The sequence below is a fragment of the Microbacterium wangyouchuni genome (assembly GCF_051546305.1).
GTDB lineage: Bacteria > Actinomycetota > Actinomycetes > Actinomycetales > Microbacteriaceae > Microbacterium.
Map to the genome: position 1 here is coordinate 567,011 of NZ_JBPTMA010000001.1, position 18,517 is coordinate 585,527.

Annotated in this window: 13 protein-coding genes; all 13 read left to right on the forward strand. The window is 66.5% G+C overall.

Annotation, left to right across the window (positions count from 1 at the left end):
• Nucleotides 1-22: 22 nt before the first annotated feature.
• The 13 genes from ACSS7Z_RS02760 to ACSS7Z_RS02820 all read left to right on the forward strand — a co-directional run bounded on the left by ACSS7Z_RS02760 (nt 23) and on the right by ACSS7Z_RS02820 (nt 18,515).
• Nucleotides 23-994, forward strand: coding sequence for an AAA family ATPase (locus tag ACSS7Z_RS02760; RefSeq protein ID WP_438252922.1), 972 nt, complete (start codon nt 23-25; stop codon nt 992-994).
• Nucleotides 994-2,256 (forward strand): DUF58 domain-containing protein, encoded by a 1,263-nt coding sequence (locus tag ACSS7Z_RS02765; RefSeq protein ID WP_438252923.1) that lies wholly within the window; start codon nt 994-996, stop codon nt 2,254-2,256. Before ACSS7Z_RS02760 ends, ACSS7Z_RS02765 begins: the two co-directional genes overlap by 1 nt.
• Entirely contained in the window at nt 2,253-4,637 is a 2,385-nt protein-coding gene (locus ACSS7Z_RS02770; RefSeq protein ID WP_438252924.1) for a transglutaminase TgpA family protein, read from the forward strand. The genes ACSS7Z_RS02765 and ACSS7Z_RS02770 overlap by 4 nt, the downstream gene beginning before the upstream one ends.
• A complete protein-coding gene (locus ACSS7Z_RS02775) occupies nt 4,634-5,833 on the forward strand; it encodes an RDD family protein (protein ID WP_438252925.1) in 1,200 nt (399 codons plus the stop codon). Before ACSS7Z_RS02770 ends, ACSS7Z_RS02775 begins: the two co-directional genes overlap by 4 nt.
• A complete protein-coding gene (locus ACSS7Z_RS02780; RefSeq protein ID WP_438252926.1) occupies nt 5,830-6,642 on the forward strand; it encodes a PP2C family protein-serine/threonine phosphatase in 813 nt (270 codons plus the stop codon). The genes ACSS7Z_RS02775 and ACSS7Z_RS02780 overlap by 4 nt, the downstream gene beginning before the upstream one ends.
• On the forward strand, nt 6,642-7,901 hold the full coding sequence (locus tag ACSS7Z_RS02785; protein WP_438252927.1) for an FHA domain-containing protein: 1,260 nt from the start codon (nt 6,642-6,644) through the stop codon (nt 7,899-7,901). The genes ACSS7Z_RS02780 and ACSS7Z_RS02785 overlap by 1 nt, the downstream gene beginning before the upstream one ends.
• Entirely contained in the window at nt 7,898-9,532 is a 1,635-nt protein-coding gene (locus tag ACSS7Z_RS02790) for a serine/threonine-protein kinase (RefSeq protein WP_438252928.1), read from the forward strand. Before ACSS7Z_RS02785 ends, ACSS7Z_RS02790 begins: the two co-directional genes overlap by 4 nt.
• Nucleotides 9,529-10,779 (forward strand): RDD family protein, encoded by a 1,251-nt coding sequence (locus ACSS7Z_RS02795; protein ID WP_438252929.1) that lies wholly within the window; start codon nt 9,529-9,531, stop codon nt 10,777-10,779. The genes ACSS7Z_RS02790 and ACSS7Z_RS02795 overlap by 4 nt, the downstream gene beginning before the upstream one ends.
• Nucleotides 10,776-15,335: a type VII secretion EssC family protein gene (locus tag ACSS7Z_RS02800; RefSeq protein WP_438252930.1), complete on the forward strand. Its 4,560-nt coding sequence runs from the start codon at nt 10,776-10,778 to the stop codon at nt 15,333-15,335. Before ACSS7Z_RS02795 ends, ACSS7Z_RS02800 begins: the two co-directional genes overlap by 4 nt.
• A 59-nt stretch (nt 15,336-15,394) precedes the next feature.
• Entirely contained in the window at nt 15,395-15,691 is a 297-nt protein-coding gene (locus tag ACSS7Z_RS02805; RefSeq protein WP_438252931.1) for a WXG100 family type VII secretion target, read from the forward strand.
• Between the two features lie 110 nt (nt 15,692-15,801).
• Nucleotides 15,802-16,026, forward strand: a complete 225-nt coding sequence (locus ACSS7Z_RS02810) for a hypothetical protein (protein ID WP_438252933.1) — start codon at nt 15,802-15,804, stop codon at nt 16,024-16,026.
• A gap of 10 nt (nt 16,027-16,036) precedes the next feature.
• The gene (locus ACSS7Z_RS02815) at nt 16,037-17,737 is read left to right on the forward strand and encodes a periplasmic substrate-binding domain-containing protein (protein WP_438252935.1); all 1,701 of its coding nucleotides are present in this window, start codon (nt 16,037-16,039) and stop codon (nt 17,735-17,737) included.
• Nucleotides 17,738-17,816: 79 nt separating this feature from the next.
• Entirely contained in the window at nt 17,817-18,515 is a 699-nt protein-coding gene (locus ACSS7Z_RS02820) for a hypothetical protein (protein WP_438252936.1), read from the forward strand.
• Nucleotides 18,516-18,517: the final 2 nt, after the last annotated feature.

Genomic DNA, 18,517 nt, shown 5'->3' on the forward strand with positions numbered 1-18,517 from the left:
AGAATTCGAGAATGGAACACCCATGACAATGACCCCCGAACAGGCCTCCTGGTTCCAGGGCACCTTCCAACGCCTCGTCGAGAACATCGATAAGGCGGTGCAGGGCAAGAAAGAGATCGTCTCGCTGGTCGCCGCGGCCATGCTCGCCGAGGGCCACGTGCTGCTTGAGGACGCGCCGGGAACGGGTAAGACCAGCCTCGCGAAGGCGCTGGCGGCGACTGTGCAGGGCACGAGCAGTCGCATCCAGTTCACTCCCGATCTGCTGCCCTCCGATGTCACCGGTGTGACTATCTACGACCAGCAGGCGCACCGGTTCGAGTTCCACAAGGGCCCGATCTTCGCATCCATCGTCCTGGCCGATGAGATCAACCGTGCCTCACCGAAAACGCAGTCGGCGTTGCTGGAGGTCATGGAGGAATCGCGGGTGACCGTCGACGGCACGACCCACGAGGCCGGGCGGCCGTTCCTCGTCATCGCGACGCAGAACCCGATCGAGCAGGCCGGAACCTACAAGCTTCCCGAGGCGCAGCTCGACCGCTTCCTGATCAAGACGTCCATCGGATACCCCGACCTCGCGGTCACCGAGAGCATTCTGGCCGGGGCATCCGATCGCAACCCCTCGGCGAAGCTCACCGCCATCATCACCACGAACGCGGTCGCCGACATGGCAGACCTCGGATCCACCGTGCACGTCGAGCCGGCCGTGCTGCGCTACGTGGCCGAACTTGCCGAGGCCACACGTCAGGACGCCGCGATCCGCCTGGGCGTCTCCGTGCGCGGAGCGATCGCCATGATCCGTCTCGCGAAGGTCTGGGCTGCAGCGCAGGGCCGCCACTACGTGCTGCCCGACGACATCAAGCTGCTGGCGCGCCCGACGTGGCAGCACCGCCTGCTGCTGGACGCCGAAGCCGAATTCGCTGGCACCACGCCCGACATCGTCATCGCACGGGTGCTTGACAGTGTGGCGGCCCCGCAGGCACGAACGGCGGCCTGATGACCTCGGAGACGATTCAGGCTTCGCCTGCCCAGACAGATCACGACGCCGGTTGGCGTGACGTCGTGGTCGTCCTCGGCATGCGCGCGCTGGAGCGTCTCCGCAAGATCACTGCCGTGTTCCGTCCGCTGGCCTGGGTGCTGATTGCCGCGGCCATCGTCCTGTGGACCGCGGGTCAGCTGCTCGGCTGGTCGGAGCTCGTCATCGCGGCCCTCATCATCGCGCTCACTGTCGCCATCTGCGCTCTTTTCCTGATCGGGCGCACCGAATACGACATCGCGCTCGACCTCGCCCGCACTCGGGTCGTCGTCGGTGAGCGTGCCGTCGGCGCGCTCACCCTCGCCAACCACGGCGACCGCGCCATCCTCCCGTCGCGCGTCGTGCTGCCGGTGGGCGCCGGACGCGGTGAGTTCGGCATTCAGCGACTTGCCCCCGGCGAGGAATCAGAAGAGCTCTTTGCCATTCCCACGCAGAAGCGTGCCGTGGTTCAGGTCGGGCCGGTCAGCATCGTGCGTGGTGACCCCCTCGGACTGTTCGAGCGCGCGCACCCGCGCGACGAGCCGGTCGACCTCTTCGTGCATCCGCGCACGGTCCTTTTCGGCGGGCAGTCGCTCGGGTACCTGCGCGACCTCGAAGGTCTGCCGGCAGCCGACCTCTCCCGAGACGATGTGTCCTTCCACGCGCTCAACGAGTACCAGCCGGGTGATGACCTGCGCCATGTGCACTGGCGTTCCACCGCGCGCACCGGCGTCATGATGGTGCGCCAGTTCGAAGAGACCCGCCGCTCGCACTTCGTGATCGGGCTCTCCCGGTCGACCGGCGACTATATGAGTGATGACGATTTCGAGTTAGCGATCTCGGCGGCCGGGTCCATCGGACTGCGCGCGATCCGCGACTCGCAGCGTGTGGATGTGCGCGTGCAAGGGCGCGCTCTCTCCGCCGGGACGGGCAAGCAGCTGCTCGACTCGCTCTCCGCGCTCGAGTCCAGCAAACCGCGTGAGGGCGGCATCGCCGAACTCGGCGGCATCATCGCGGCGACGATGCCGCTGGCCAGTGTCGTCGTCCTGGTCTGCGGAACCAAGGTCTCCACAGATGAACTTCGTCTTGCCTGCGCACGCGTACCGTTCGGCGCGCGTGTGATCGCCGTGGTCGCAGATACCAGCGCCCCGTCGCCGTCGTTGCGCCGAATCGGGGAAGCGGATGTCGTCACCGTCGGTGACCTGGCACAGGTTCCCCTCGCCCTGCAGAAGGTGCTGGCATGATCGCGCCGGCCTCAGACATCACCCTCCGTCGTTGGGTCCTGGACCTCGGCGCGAGCGCGCTTCTCGTCGCCGTCGCCTTCGTCGGTTTCTGGCCGACCTTCGGTGGACCCAGCTATCTGGGCGCCGCGATCGGCGGCACACTGCTCGGTCTCGGAATCGCGGCCGTGGCTGCCTGGCGCCAGTGGAGCATCCTCGTCATCGCAGGACTGGTCGTCGGGGCGTATTTCGTGTTCGGAGGTGCGCTCGCGCTGCCGCATACGACGATGTTGGGGTTCGTGCCCACGCTCGAAACGCTGCAGAAATTGGCCGTGGGAACGGTGACCTCGTGGAAGCACATGCTGACCACGGTCGCCCCCGTCGGCGCCGCCGACGGCCACCTCATCGTCCCGTTCCTGTTGTGCCTGGTCGTCGCCGTGTGCACGGCATCCTTCGCGCTGCGCCTGACGAGCGTCGCGTGGGCGCTGCTCCCCGTGGCAGCCATGCTCGTGCTCACGATCGCGCTGGGCACACCTGCGCCGGCGTTCCCCGTCGCGCAGGGCCTGCTGCTGGCGGTGCTGGCAATTGCCTGGCTTGCCGTCCGGCAGCTGTGGGCGCCGCACAATGACGCCGTTTCGGTCGGCCAGGTCGACCCGGCGCGTGCCGGTCAGATGCGCCGACGACGCCTCATCGCCGGAGCCGCGGTGCTCGCCGTCGCGAGCGGCGCTGGTGTCGCCGTGAACGCGGTCGCCGCTCCCACCGAGGTCCGCCACGTCTTCCGCGACGTGATCATCCCGCCGTTCAACGTGCGCGACTATCCCAGCCCGCTGCAGAGTTTTCGCAAGCACGTGCGCGATGACGCCAACAAGACGCTGTTCACTGTGCAGGGCCTGCCCAAAGACGCTCGCATCCGCATCGCGACCATGGACCAGTACGACGGCATGGTCTACAACGTCACCGATGGTGGTCCGCACTCCTCGAGCGCATTCACGCAGCTGCGTTCAAATATGTCGCCCGATGCCGAGGGCATTCCGGTGACGCTGCAGATCGAGATCGACAATTACAGCGACGTGTGGGTTCCCGATGCCGGATCCGTCACTGAGATCGACTTCACCGGTGAGCGCGCCGATGCTCTTCGCCGCAGCACCTATTACAACCAGTCGACGGGAACAGCTGTGACGACGTCCCCGCTGACCGCGGGCGACACCTACACCGTGCACACGATCATGCCCGCTGAGCGATCTGACGCGCAGCTCGCCGATGACAAGTTCGGGAAGGTCGCACTGCCGACACAGAGCAACGTTCCGGAGGAGCTCACAAACCTCGCCGGCGAAGCCGTCGCCGCAGCGGAAACGCCGATCGAGAAGGTCCGGGCGCTGGAGACGTTCCTCTCCGAGGAGGGCTTCTTCAGCCACGGGCTCGAGGGCGATGTGCTCTCCCGATCCGGACACACCGCGGAGCGTATTTCGAGCCTGGTCGGCGGCGATCAGATGATCGGCGATGACGAGCAGTATGCGGTGACGATGGCGCTGCTCGCCCGCGAGCTCGGAATCCCGGCCCGGGTGGTCCTCGGCTTCTACCCCGAGAAGGAAGATTCCGGAACCGGAGCGTTCTCGGCCAGCGGCAATGACGTGCATGCCTGGGTGGAGATCAACTTCGCGGCCGCCGGTTGGCTCGCCTTCGATCCCACACCGCCCGAGGACCAGATTCCGAACGCGCAGAACACCAAGCCGCGCGCCGACCCGAAACCTCAGGTGCTGCAGCCGCCGCCTCCGCCGCAGGAGCCGGTCGATCTGCCGCCGACGCTGCCGGATGATCGCGAATCCGAAGAAGAGAAGACGGACGTCGCCGGAATCATCGGTCTGATCCTCGCTATCGGCGGGATCTCGCTCGGAGTCATCGCGCTGCTTGCTTCGCCCTTCATCATCATCGGTGCGTGGAAGGCTTCGAGGCGGCGCAGCCGACGAACCGCCGAGCGCAGTGCGGATCGCATTTCCGGCGGCTGGGACGAGCTCACCGATCGCGCGGTCGACTACGGGGCACGGCTCAACTCCGGAGCGACACGAGGCGAGGAGGCGGCTCTCGTGGCTGGCGCACTCGCGGTGCCGACCGTGACGGTCCTGGCTGAGCGGGCGGATGCTGAAGTCTTCGGCCCACGCGAACCGAGCGCTGAGGACGTTGAATCCTTCTGGAAGGAAGTCGACGAGATTGTCGTCGGTGTGGGCCGCGAGGCCGGTTTCTGGAAGCGGATGAAGGCGCGATTGAGCCTGCGCTCACTGCTGGGTGGTTCGTCGCTTTCGCGTGGCGTCCAGGGCCTGAAGGATGCGGCATCCGAGCGCAGACGGCGTGAACCTGGCACCATCAAGAACAATGAACCTGTAGCACCCGAGAGTGAGAAACCATGACACAACTGACGTTTGGCACCGTCGCTCCAACGTCGCGACGTGCCGTGGCATACATCATCGATGCAGTGATCGCCGGCGGCATCGGCATCGTTCTCAGCATCATCCTCTCCATTGCCATGTTCACGGCAGGCAGCCCCGAGGCGATCCTCGGCGTGCTCGCGATCGGCGGGCCGCTGATCAGCCTGGTGCTGCTGGGATGGTTCATCGTTTACACGTTCATGCAGAGCGGCACAGGCTCTATCGGGATGCGTGCGCAGGGTTTGCGCCTGGTCCAGGAAACCGACAGCTCACGGCTCGGCTTCGGCCGGACGCTGCTGCGCAACATCATCTTCGGCCTCGCCGCAGCGATCATCGTCGGCTACTTCACGCCGCTGTTCGACAGTTCGGGCCGGTTCCAGGGCTGGCATGACAAGGTCGCCAAGTCGCTGATGATGGATGCCCGCACCGTGACCGCTGCGACCCCCGCCCCGCCGACGGAGGCGATGCCGATCCCGCCGCGTCCGCCCCTGCCGAATGCCGCGCCCGCAGCGCCCGCTGCGCCTGTCGCTCCTTTTATGCCCGGCCTGCGGGGTACGCCCGGACTCGCCAGTCCCATCCCGGCACCGGTGGTTGCGCCGCAGCCGGCGGCACCTGCACCGGCACCGGTAGTTGCGCCGCAGCCAGCAACGCCAGCAGCGCCAGCACCGCTCGTACAGCCGGCGTCACCCGCCACCGGTGAGGAGACACTGATCGCGTTCGTCCCCGGCATCACGCAGGACGGCCCACCGGCGGCGACCCCGCCGACACCCGCGCAACCGGTCCCGCCGGCACCCGCGCACCCAGCGCCCGCCGACGACCTCGGCGACATCGAGGACACGCGCATCAGCATCCCGGGTCACCGTCTCGTGTTTACCTGGGATGACGGAACCCGCGTGACCGTCTCACGCCGCACACTGTTCGGACGCAACCCCTCGCCGGAGGACGGCGCTGTGGTCGTGCCGGTGCGCGACGAGACCCTCTCGCTGTCGAAGACCCATTTCGAGGCGGCGGCCGAACCCTCCGGCGGATGGATAATGGATCGGCACTCCACGAACGGCACCGTCGTCGTGCGCGACGGCCACCGGATCACGTGCACGCCGGGCGAGCAGACCCCGATCCGGCTGGGCGATGCGATCGAGATCGGTGATCGCATCGTCACCGTCGGCGGCTACGCATGAGCGCCCCGATGATCGTCACAGCCGGAGCCTGGACCCACGCCGGACTGCGTCGCTCGCTGAACGAGGATGCGCTCCTGGCCAGCGCACCGATCTTCGTCGTGGCCGATGGCATGGGCGGACACGAAGCGGGGGAGCGGGCCAGCGCTGCGGTCGTCGCTGAGTTCTCGCGATACATCGGGCGTTCGAGCCTTGTCCTCGACGATGTGCTCGAAGCCCTCAGCCGGTCACGAGACGCCGTAGAGGCGCTGTCGGACTCAGCGATGGGACGAGCCGGCACCACGCTCAGTGGAGTGATTCTCGCCGATGTCGACGGAATGGGGTACTGGCTGACCCTCAACATCGGAGACTCCCGAACCTACCGTCTGGCAGACGATGAGCTGGAGCAGATCAGCGTTGATCACTCCGTCGTTCAGGAGCTCATCGAGTCGGGAGAGCTCGACTCGGAGCAGGCGGCCAGCGACACTCGCCGAAACATCATCACCCGGGCTGTCGGCGCCGGAAGTGCGGGAGAGGCAGACTTCTGGTTGTTCCCGGCTGAGGCGGGGGATCGGATGCTGGTCTGCTCTGACGGTCTGTCCTCAGAGGTGCCTGATACCCGAATTCGTGAGATCCTCACGGTGGAATCCGACCCGCAGACCGCTGCCGCGGCACTTGTCGCCGAGGCGGTCAGCGCTGGCGGCCGCGACAACATCACCGTCGTGGTCGTGGACGCCGTCTCCGTCGCATCCCGCCCTGGCGTTCAGATGCGCGACGACAATATCGATGAGAACACTCGGCCTCGCGAGGCCTTCGCAGGAGGGATCGACTGATGCAGACGAACTACCAAGCAGGCCAGTGGTACGTGCTGGTTGCGCCGGGCGCTCTCATCGCGCTGTCTCCGGATGCCTCGACGGAACTTGTCACGCGCATCTGGGAACGGCAGCAGGACTCGATCGATCTCGCCGCGGTGATCGACACGCTCACCGATGATGCGGCAGGGTCGTTCGCCGCGATGCAACCGTTCGCCGCCGTCGTGCTGGAAGGTCCGGATGCCAGAATCGCGGTACGCGGCGACGTGACCGTGGAGGTCACCGGACCACAAGGTGCCGAGAGCTTCACGGGAGCGAACGTCACCACCTGGAGCGAACGCTTTGTCGAGAGCGCAGCCCGGATCTCCGTGAGCGTCAACGGCAGCGAATCCGGCGTCGACCTTCCGATTATCGGCGGCATCGTGCGCGCGGCGCGTGCCAGCGCCGAGATCGAGCCGGCTGATGTCGAGATTTCGGATGCTGCGCCCGCCGTCGCTTCGATTGAGGAAGCAGTCGTCGCGGAGCCTATCGCGGAGGAGCCGGTCGAGGAGCCCGCTGCTGAGCCGGCCGAGGGACCCCTCGAGGAGCCCGTCGTCGAGGAGGAGCCTGCCGTCGAGGAGGCGCCTGCCCCGGCGGAGCCGGCACCCGAGACAGCGCCGCAGCCCATCGATGACGCCGTTGACGGCGCGACCCTGGTGCCTACCGAGCAGGCCCACACGTCAGACATCGATGAGTTCGAGCAGCTGTTCGGGCAGACGGTCGCCTCGCGGCCAGCATCCGCCCCTCCCGCCCCTCCCGCACCTCCCGCACTCCCGGCCCCTGGCGCCGGTGATCACGACGGTGCGACGATCTCGTCGGCTCAGGCGCGCGCGCTCCGCCAGACCGAACCGGCCGTCGACCCGGATGCCCCCACTGCGGTGCTTCCCGTGGTGCCGAGCGCGCAGGGACGTGTGCGGGTGTCTACGGGCCAGCAGGTCACACTCGATCGCACGGTGATCATCGGTCGTAAGCCCCGGTCCACGCGTGCATCCGGTGCTGATCTGCCGCATTTGGTCGCCGTGGAGAGCCCGCAGCAGGACATCTCGCGCAGCCACCTCGAGATCCGCCCCGAGGGCGACACCGTCGTGGTCGTCGACCTGCACACCACGAACGGATCGACACTGCTGCGTCCGGGCGTCGATCCGCTGCGCCTGCACCCGGGTGAGCAAACCCTTGTGCTCTCCGGCGATGTGGTCGATCTCGGCGATGGCGTGACGGTCACGTTCGAGGACCTTCCGTGAGCAGACCCCCCTCGCCGCCGCCGGAGCTTCCCGGCTTCACCTATGTGGAACCGCTCGGCACGGGAGGCTTCGCGGACGTCTTCCTCTACGAGCAGCAGATGCCCAAGCGCCGCGTCGCGGTGAAGGTCCTGCTGGCCGATCGGCTCTCCAGCGGTGCCGCGCAGGAATTCGCCGATGAGGCGAACGTGATGGCGATGCTGTCGACGCATCCGGCAATCGTGACGATCTATCAGGCCGGGGTTGCCGGCGACGGCCGCCCCTATCTCGTGATGGAGTACTGCCCGCGCCCGAATCTGCAGGTCCGTGCCCGCAAGGAACCGTTCTCGGTGGCCGAGGCACTGCGCGTCGGCATCCAGGTCGCCGGTGCCGTTGAGACTGCGCACCGCGCGGGAGTGCTGCACCGCGACATCAAACCGGCGAACATCCTCGTCACCGCATACAACCGTCCGGCGCTGACGGACTTCGGTATCGCCTCGACCACCGGCGCAGTATCGGAGTCGACCGGGATGTCGATTCCGTGGTCACCCCCGGAGTTCTTTGCAGACCCGCCGGTGAGTGGCCCGCGCTCGGACGTGTTCGCGCTGGGTGCGACGCTGTACACCCTGCTCGCCGGGCGCTCGCCGTTCGAGCGGCCAGGAGAGCGCAACTCCGGTGCCGATCTGATCGAGCGCATCGAACGGGCACCGCTGCCGTCGCTGGCGCGACCGGACTCGCCGGCGAGCCTGCAGCAGGCGATCGAGCGGGCCATGTCGAAGAACTCCGATGCGCGCTACCCCAGCGCCGTCGCATTCGCGCGAGCACTGCAGAAGGTGCAGATCGAACTGAGCCATTCGGTGACTCCGATCGACATCATCGATGATCACCCGGTCGCCGAAGATCTCGAAGACGAGGCCGATGGCCTGACTCGCGTGCGTGACATCGTCAACATCGAGCCGGATGCTGGCGCGACGCGGCCCTCGGCCACAACGCGCCCGCTCACCACCCCCGAGCCGGCCCGCACTGTCGTCCCCTCGCCCCGGTTCGACCCGGCACCGCAGACCACCGATTACGCTCCGATCGAGGAGACGGTGTTGCGCCCGACGGCTCCCGCTGCCGCCCCGGCGGCTGCGCCCGTCGATGACGACCCGACGATCATGCGCCCACCGCGCACGCTCTCGCCCGATGCCGACGCACCGGTCGACCCGGCCACCGAACCCGCCACAGCGCCACCTGCTCGGCGGCGACTGGGCGCGAGGGCGTGGGTCGCGCTCGCCGCAACTGCTGTCGTGCTTGTGGGCGCGACGGTCGTCGGCATCACGATGCTCTCCGGCAGCGGGAAGCCCGAGCCGATCGCCACCCAGGATGAGATCGTCCCGCAAGACCCGATCTCGGCGGCCGTCCCCGACGTGGACGATCTCTCCGGTACCCGAGACGGCACGGCGATCACATTCTCCTGGACCAACCCGGCCGCCGAAGACGGCGACTCATACCTCTGGAGCACGGTCGATCTGGTCGGTGCCAGCAAACCCGCGGCCACGGATGAGACGTCGGTGACGTTCGAGGGATCGGCAACCGGACAGGTGTGCATCGACGTACTGCTTCGTCGCAGCGACGGGCGCGCATCGGAACCGGTGCGGGGGTGCGTTGAATGACGACGCCCGGTGAACGCGAGGCGGCAGCCGCCACCTCGATCTGGGAGATCGATGACAAGCCCGAGCAGATTGAGGGGCTCGACGCCGACGGACGTCCTGACCCCGCCTATGCTGCCTCGCTCGGCCTGCTGCGCGCCCCGTTCGGACGCCGTGCGCTGGCCTTCGTGTGCGATGTGGGCTTCTGGACCATCGCACAGCTGCCGCTGTGGCTCGGCGCCGTGCCCCTGCTTCTGAAGCTGGCCACCGGATCAATCTCGCCCTACGGGTTCATCAACCATCCGAGTTTCGTGCTCGCCATCGTGATGACAGCAGCGACGGTAGGAATCACCCTGGCGCTCAGTATCGTCCAGTTGGCTCTGCACGGACGCAGAGGGCTCACGATCGGCAAGTCCATCGTCGGCATCCGAAGCATCAACGTGAAGACTCTCGAGCGTCCGGGCATCGGCGCCGTACTGCTGCGCTACCTGATCGTCGGAGCATCCGGCATCGTGCCCCTGCTGGGACCCGTCCTGTTCTTGGCCTCGCCCACGTTCGACCCGGACGGCCGTGGTCGCGGACTGCACGACAGGGCAACAGGAGTCTGGCTCGTGGATGTCAGGCGCGGCCTCAACCCCTACGACGACAAACGGATGCGCGTTGCGCGCAAGGTCGTCACAGCCGAACCCGCCCCGGAGCGCTCCGCGCTTCCCTCCCTCGCTACCCCGCGGGACCCGGCTGCGCAGCCGGAGTACCGACCAGGCACCCGGACCAGCGCCGGAGTGATCGGGATAGCGCGCACGCACACGACCCCCGAACCGGCACCACAGGCACAGCCCCAGCCGGCCCCGACTCCTGCTCCGGCCCCGCAGCCCCAGCCGGCCCGGCAGCCGACGCCCGCTCCGGCCCCCGCTTCCGCAGTGCCGAACCCTTCGCGCTTCGCGCTTCGTCTCGATACCGGCGAGAGAATCTCGGTTTCGGCCGCGATTCTGCTCGGGCGCAATCCGGCTGCCGCGGAGCATCCCGGTGCGCACCCGATCCCGCTGCCCGATGACAGCAAGTCGATCTCGAAGACTCACCTGCTGGTGCGCCCCGTCGACATCGGGCTGGAGATCATCGACTGCCACTCCACGAACGGCTCCGGGTTGATCCGCGACGGTGTGGAATACGCACTCACGCCGGGGGCTCCCGTGGTGACGGTGCCCGGCGACACAATCCGATTCGGCGATCGCATCGCCGTAGTTCTGAACGGAACCGAGGAACAGTCATGAGGCTGAAGCTGACACTGCACCGGCAGGGCGCTGACGCGGTCGACATCGTGATCACGACAGATTCGACGGCCACGACCGGAGATGTCGCCCGTCATATCGCCGCAGCTGATCCCACGCGTTCGACCCTGGTCGCCGATGGTGATGTGCTCACCCTCGCGGTCGCATCTCCGACCGGGGATCGGTTCGTCGCGCTGCAGCCGGACGTTCCGATCGGCGAAGCGCCGATCGGCTCGGGGTTCGTGGCATCCATCCTCAACTACGGACCCGACCATGTCTCGACCGGACAGCGCGAGATCGTCGGCGTGCTGCGCGCCACGGCCGGCCCGCTCGCCGGCCAGGAGTTCCCGATCGGATCCGGCCAGGTGATCGTCGGACGCGACGCATCGGCGGATGTCGTGCTCGCGGACCCGATGGTCTCGAAGCGCCATGCCCGACTCGAGGTCGGCCAGCACATCGAGGTCATCGACCTCAACTCAGCCAACGGCGTGCTCGTCGACGGCGTCGCCGTGCCGCGCGTTCGGTTGGAAGACGGGGAGCCGTTCGTCATCGGTGCAACGACACTGGTGCTGCATCTCGCTCGATCCTTCGACGGAACCGCCGACGAAGAACCGATCATCGAACGCGGCAGCGGGCTGATGTTCAACCGCAGCCCGCGCGTCGAGGTGCGCTACCCGGGAACGCTCTTCAAAGCGCCTCGGCTGCCCACCGAGAAACTCGGCAAGCTCTTCCCCTGGCCCATCCTGATCACGCCGATCCTCATGGGCCTCGCGCTCTACATCCTGAACGAGAATCCGCGTTCGCTGCTCATGATCGGTATGACGCCGCTGATGGCGCTGGGCAATATCATCAACCAGTCGCGGCAGTCCAAGCGGGCTTCCAACCACGAGTTCCTGCTGTTCGAGCGGCAATACGAGCAGCTTGAAGAGGACTTCTTCCGCGGTAAACCGGAGGAGGAGCAGGCACGCAACGCCGAAGTCCCGCCGGTCGCGGAAGTCTTCGATCACGCGATGCGCCTGGGGCCGATGCTGTGGACCAGACGTCCCGAGCACTGGAACTTCCTCGGTCTGCGCCTGGGCAGCTGCCGTCTGCCAGCCCGCAACTCGATCGCTGAAAACGAGACTCCCGAGGGCCTGCCCGAGTTCATCGAGAGGATCGAACGCCTGCAGGAGCGCTATTCGTTCGTCGACGATGTGCCGGTGTTCGAGCTGCTCGCCGATGCTGGCTCCGTCGGCATCGCCGGCCCGCAGGGCCTTGCCGCCGACGCGATGCGGGGGATCGCTGTGCAGCTGTTTGGGTTGCATGCGCCGAACGATCTGGTCGCCGTTGCCTTTGCCGACTCCACGTGGACCGCCGAGCTGGACTGGCTCAAATGGATGCCGCACACCTCGAGCGAACGCAGCCCGTTCCGTGGCGTGGCGCTCGCGGACTCGGCACCCACTGGCGCTGCACTGCTGAGCACGCTCGAAGAGTATGTGCAGCGGGCGAGCGCCGGAGGAGGAGACAGCGGAGAACCCCGCGGACCCTTCAAAGACGACTGGAACCCGCTGCTGTACGGCACGGATGTCGCGCGTGCGGCAACCGACCACAAGAAGACCCCACCGGTATCGGTCATCGTCTTCGTCAGCAATGACGCGCCCGTCGATCGCGGCCGGCTCACCGATGTCCTCGATCGCGGTGCCGACTACGGCGTGCACGCGGTGTTCGTATCGCCGACGGTCGAATCGCTCCCGGCCGTCTGCCGCAGCTACATTGACGTCACCACCGGCCTCGAAGACGCGCAGGTGGGTCTGGTGCGTACCGGCGACCACTTCGAGCACGTGCAGGTTGAAGGTGTCTCCAACGCCTACATGAATATGCTGGCGCGTCGCATGGCTCCGGTGGTGGATGCCAGCACCGTGGTGCATGACGCCTCTGACATTCCGAGCTCCGTGATGTTCCTGCAGCTCGTCGACCCCGCGATCGCCGAAGACCCCCAGGTCGTGATCGAACGGTGGCGTCAGAACAACACGATCGTCGATCGATCGCCGGCGTCGCGACCGAGGCTGAAGAAGACGGGCACGCTCCGCGCCATCATCGGGCAGGGCCCCAGCGACGCGATGGCGCTGGATCTGCGCACCCACGGGCCGCACGCCCTGGTCGGCGGCACCACCGGCGCGGGAAAGAGCGAGTTCCTGCAGGCCTGGGTACTCGGCATGGCCGCGGCCCACAGCCCCGACCGGGTGACGTTCCTGTTCGTCGACTACAAGGGCGGCTCGGCGTTCGCCGATTGCGTGGACCTGCCGCACTGCGTGGGACTCGTCACTGACCTCAGCCCACACCTCGTGCGCCGTGCGCTGACGAGCCTCCGCGCTGAGCTGCAGCATCGAGAGCATCTCCTGAACCGTAAGAAGGCCAAGGATCTGCTCGAACTCGAAAAACGTCAAGACCCGGAGTGCCCCCCGGCACTCGTGCTGGTGATTGACGAGTTCGCCGCGCTCGCCTCAGAGATGCCGGACTTCGTCGATGGCGTCGTGGACATCGCGCAGCGCGGTCGCTCCCTCGGCATCCACCTCATCATGGCGACCCAGCGCCCTGCCGGCGTTATCAAAGACAACCTGCGGGCGAACACGAACCTGCGCATCGCACTGCGCATGGCCGATGAGGCCGACTCCCGAGATGTCGTCGACGATCCCGTGGCGGCAACATTCTCGGCATCGATTCCCGGCCGTGCGATCGCGAAGACCGGCCCTGGCCGACTGGTTCCGTTCCAATCCGCGTACGCGGGAGGGTGGACCGGTGAGGACGAGACCGCGGCGGCCGACGTGCGCGTTGCGGAGCTGCGATTCGGATCCAGCGCGGAGTGGGAGGCCGAACGCTCAGCGGACGCGGAGACGCACGAGGAGGACCTGGGCCCGAACGACCAGAAGCGGATCGTGTCGACGCTCGTCAGCGCGAGCGAGGTCGCAGGGCTCATCCGGCCGCGTCGTCCCTGGCTCGATGATCTCGCGACGGTGGTCGACCTGCACGATCTTCCCAACGACGGCGATACGCGCATCCCGATCGCCCAGATGGACGTGCCGGAGAAGCAGCTGCAGGAGGCAGCGGTGTTCGTACCCGACCGAGACGGATCGATGGTGGTCTACGGCACGTCCGGCTCGGGAAAATCCACGCTGTTGAAGACGATCGCCACTGCCGCGGGCATGCATCCGGATCGCGGACGCGTCCAGGTGTACTGCCTCGACTTCGCCGCGGGGGCGCTGGGGGCGCTGGCCGCGCTTCCGCACGTCGGCTCGGTCGTCGACGGCACCGATGTCGAGCGGATTCAGCGACTGCTGCGCACGCTTGATCGGGAGTTGGATCGCCGCTCAGCTGCGTTCTCATCGGCCAGCGCGGCATCCGTTCAGGAATATCGCGAGATCGCCGACCCGAACATGCCGCGCATTCTGCTGCTCATCGATAACTATCCCGAGTTCAAGAAGGACTGGGAGTACGCCCCGGGGCGCGGCCCGTTCTACCGTACGTTCATGCGGATCCTCGGCGAGGGACGCACGCTCGGTGTGCACATCGTGCTGACGGCCGACCGCGGAACCGCGGTGCCCAGCGCCGTCGCGTCGAACATCTCGCGCCGGGTGGTGCTGCGTCTGGGTGACCCCAGCCAGTACATGCTGTTGAACGCTCCGCGAGACATCCTCGATGAGCAATCTGCGCCTGGACGCGCGATCATCGACGGTCACGAGGCGCAGATCGCCGTTCTCGGCGGCACGACCAACGTGGTCGAGCAGACGAAGGCGCTGGCTGCTCTGTCCGAGAGTCTGCGCGAGCGGGGCGTGCGCGACCTTCCCGAGGTCGGGGCGCTGCCGACGATGGTTCCGGTCGCCGATATGCCGGCGATGGTGGATGGGATGCCGGTGTTCGGCGTCGCGGACGACACCCTCGCGCCGCGCGGATTCGAACCAGTCGGTTCCTTCGTCGTCGCAGGTCCGCCGTCATCCGGCCGGACGAACGCGCTGAAGGCACTGGTGGTGGCGATGGAGCGGTTCGATCCGAACGTGCGGATGTACCACTTCGGCAGTCGACGCTCGCAGCTGAAGGACTTCCGACCGTGGGTGCGTAGCGCCATTCGTCCCGAGGACGAGAAGGACCTGGCAACAGAGCTGACAGAGCTCATCACCGCGGACTCGGACGAGGGGCGCATCATGGTCGTCATCGAGGACATGCCGCACGTCGCGGATGGACCGGCAGACCGGCCGATGCGCACGATGCTTCAGGCGATAAACAACAGCGATCATCTGCTGATCGGTGACGCCGAGATCAGCCGCGCCAGCGGTGGCATCGGCGTGCTCGGCGAATGGAAGGCGGGACGGCAGGGCATCGTCCTCAAACCAGACACCTACGATGGCGAGTCGATCTTCAAGACGCCGTTCGGGAGAGTCAAGCGCTCGGAGTTCCCGGCCGGTCGAGGCATCTTCGTGCAGGCGGGACGGATGACCACCATGCAGATGCCATTCGTCGCGGATGCCGCGATGGGGACAAGTTCCATGGGTACCGCTCCCCGTTTGCGAGATCGTAATCGTTAACTAGTCTCGATTACGAGGCCGCAGGGGCCCGAAGACCACGAACGCGGAAGGCAGTTCTCATGGCACATGATTTCGGTGCAACATACAGCGAGATGGAAGGCGCAGCCCAGCGCCTGCGCGACGGACGCACCACCATCTCCGACACGCTGAAGGAACTCCAGGGCATCATCGACGACCTCGTCCAGGACGGGTTCAAGACTGAGAATGCCTCTGAGGCCTACTCGACGTCGTACGAAGAGCTCACCACCTCGCTCGACGACGCATCCGAGGCAGTGAACGACATGGCCACCGCCCTCGACAAGATGGCAGACGTCATCCGCGACACTGACGGATCGCTGGCTGGCGGCGCTTCCTAAGGCTTCGCAGTTGCCAGAGGCCGTGAGGCCAGTCCGGGGGGACTGGCCTCACGGCCTCTGCTTTATCCTTCATCTGACTTGCACAAACGACGGCGAATAGAATCGGGAACATGAGCGGAGCACAGAGCTACTGGTACAACCTGTCCACTCAGTCGGTGGTGCGCGCTGACGAACGACCCTCCGAAGACACATTGGGGCCGTTCGCCACAGCCGATGAAGCGCAGGATTCGCCTGCGGTGCTCCTGGAATACGCTCGTGCCTGGCTGGAAAGTGACGAGAGCGAGCCATATCGCGCCCTGGCTGAGGAAAACCCAGACGACCTCGATTACGCGTGATCGACGCGGAATGAGAGGCAGGCACGGCGCGGCGGCGCTTCTCGCCGTTTCGCTCGCGATCGGGCTGACTGCGTGCACACCGGCGCTGCCGGAATCGGTCATCCCGGGCACTGAGGTCATCGTCGGGTGGAGCGGCGAATTTACCTCGTTCAATGCGCAGGCTTCGCCGACAGCAGGCAATCGTGACATCGCCCAGGCGATTCGCGGCGATTTCGGTGATGTGATCGACGGCGAGTTCGTCGCGGACGAGGGCTTCGGCACGCTCGCGATCGTCAGCGAGGCCCCGTTCACCGTGCGCTATGACCTGACCGAGCCGGTGTGGTCGGACAGCATCCCGCTCGACGCCGCCGATCTCCTGCTCGGGTGGGCCGGGGCATCCGGATATTTTGAGCCGCCGAGCACAGACGCGGGCGGCGCGGAACAGGCAGTCCCTCTCACCGTGCCCCGTATCGATGAGTTCGCCCGTTCCATTGATGTGACCTTCCCGCAACCGGTGATGCAGTGGCAACAGGCCGTCTCCGTGCCTGTTCCCGCACATGTGGTCGGCCAGCGCGCCTTCGGTCTCAGCGACGCGATGGAGGCGAAGCAGGCTGTCATCGAAGCGATCCAGACAGGCGATGCGGACTCTCTGGCGGCTATCGCGGCAGTCTGGATTGAAGACTTCACCGTCGCAGGCGACGGTTCGACCCCGGAGGACGTGCTCCTATCCAGCGGGCCGTATGTCGTGGATGAGATCGAGGCATCGGATGCCGGGCAGAGCGTGACGCTTGTACCGAATCCTTCGTACCGGGGGATCTCCACCTCGCAGGTCGCGCGCATCGGTCTGGTTCCGGCCGGTGATGCACCTCTTGCGGCGATCGGAGACACGCTCGACATCGCTCAGGTTGCACCCAGCGCGGCCAACCGCGAGACGGTGCGCGAACTGGAGCGCACCGATCGAGTCGTCGACATCTCGCACGACGGCACCGTCTGGGCGATGTTCCTGAATCCGGCAGGGCTTTTCAGCCAGCACGCGACACGCACCGCGTTCTTGCACGCCGTGCCGATACGGGTGGTGAGCGACGGCGGCGCGGGGCCGTGGACCTCTGCGTACACGGGGACGACCTCGATGGTATCGGCGCCGGGATCGCGCACCTACGACATCGTGAACGAGGACTCAGGCTTTTCCGAGACGCTGGGAACGCCGGGGGAAGATCCTGCTCTGGAACGCGAATCAGCCGGGTTTGCTGCCGGCACCGCCGTCTGCGTGCTCTACGACCGAGGAAGCGAGTTCGCGGGTGGCGCGTTCACCGCGCTGCGAGAGGCAGCCAGCGAGTTTGGATGGAGCATCGCCGACTGCGGCAGCGACGATATCGACGGCGCGTTGGAGCAGGGCAACTGGAACGCCGCGATCGTTCGGGTGCCCGTGCCTGACTCGCCGGATCAGATCGCCGCGCAGTGGGGCACTCAGGGCGGAGCATCCATCACGGGGGACGCTTCACCAGCGCGGGATGCCCTGATCGCTCGGCTCGCCCAGACCACCGACGTCTATGAGGCACGTGACGTGACTGCGCAGATCGAGGCGAGCATCGTGCAGTCGGCTGTTGCGTTGCCGATCGCCATGAATCCGCGCCTGACGATCGTTGACCGCGATGTGACGGGCGTCACGCCGAGAAGCGGAACGGATGCATCACTGACCCACGCCCTGACGCAATGGACAGCGGCTCCGTGACTGCGCGATGGGGTGCGCTCCCCATCGCGACGGACCGATCCGGACGCATAGAGTCTTGTCTGGAGGTTGTGCCGTGGGGATGATGTTGCCGAATGAGCTCATCTGGGTGATGGAGAAGCTCGGATTTGAGTGGCCGGATATTGACGAGGACGAACTGCGCCGCGGCGCGGAGATCGTCCGAGTGTTCCGCGACGATCTCGAAGCGAAGATCGTGACGATGGACCGGAAAGTCAACGGCGACCTCGCGCTCGCGATGCGTGGTCAGGCGGGACCGGCGTACGTCTCGGCGTGGAACGTGAACCGCTCGCAGAACCTGCAGAAGCTTCTGGACGTTCTCGGGCCAGTGCCGGTGGCGACCGGGATCGCTTCCGATGCGGTGTTCGCGCTGAAGATGAAGGTGATCGTCGACGTCACAACGACGATGATTTCCCTGGTGGCCATGCTGACCAATCCCGTTACGGCTCTGGGTGCGGGCCCGATGCTGTTGTTCAAGAAGAAGCTGCTGAACGCCGCCGTGGATATCGCGGTCGAGCAGCTGTTGAATCAGCTTCTGCCGATGGCGATCGAACCGCTGATGCAGGAATTGCCCGCCATCGTGATGGCAGCACTGGATGCGCCGATCGTCGAGGCTGTCGCGGGAGACCCCGATGAGTTCTACGCCGACCTGCAGGCGCTGGAGTCCGCGGAAGGCGAGATGGAACAGCACGCGGCAGACGTGGAGACGCTGACCGAACTCTTGATCGCGGATCTCTCGAGCCTGAACATCACGGGGGACTGACA

Coding starts and splice junctions, on each gene's coding strand:
- ACSS7Z_RS02760 (WP_438252922.1), top strand. CDS start 23: ATGACAATGACCCCCGAACAGGCCTCCTGGTTCCAGGGCACCTTCCAA.
- ACSS7Z_RS02765 (WP_438252923.1), top strand. CDS start 994: ATGACCTCGGAGACGATTCAGGCTTCGCCTGCCCAGACAGATCACGAC.
- ACSS7Z_RS02770 (WP_438252924.1), top strand. CDS start 2,253: ATGATCGCGCCGGCCTCAGACATCACCCTCCGTCGTTGGGTCCTGGAC.
- ACSS7Z_RS02775 (WP_438252925.1), top strand. CDS start 4,634: ATGACACAACTGACGTTTGGCACCGTCGCTCCAACGTCGCGACGTGCC.
- ACSS7Z_RS02780 (WP_438252926.1), top strand. CDS start 5,830: ATGAGCGCCCCGATGATCGTCACAGCCGGAGCCTGGACCCACGCCGGA.
- ACSS7Z_RS02785 (WP_438252927.1), top strand. CDS start 6,642: ATGCAGACGAACTACCAAGCAGGCCAGTGGTACGTGCTGGTTGCGCCG.
- ACSS7Z_RS02795 (WP_438252929.1), top strand. CDS start 9,529: ATGACGACGCCCGGTGAACGCGAGGCGGCAGCCGCCACCTCGATCTGG.
- ACSS7Z_RS02800 (WP_438252930.1), top strand. CDS start 10,776: ATGAGGCTGAAGCTGACACTGCACCGGCAGGGCGCTGACGCGGTCGAC.
- ACSS7Z_RS02805 (WP_438252931.1), top strand. CDS start 15,395: ATGGCACATGATTTCGGTGCAACATACAGCGAGATGGAAGGCGCAGCC.
- ACSS7Z_RS02810 (WP_438252933.1), top strand. CDS start 15,802: ATGAGCGGAGCACAGAGCTACTGGTACAACCTGTCCACTCAGTCGGTG.
- ACSS7Z_RS02815 (WP_438252935.1), top strand. CDS start 16,037: ATGAGAGGCAGGCACGGCGCGGCGGCGCTTCTCGCCGTTTCGCTCGCG.
- ACSS7Z_RS02820 (WP_438252936.1), top strand. CDS start 17,817: ATGATGTTGCCGAATGAGCTCATCTGGGTGATGGAGAAGCTCGGATTT.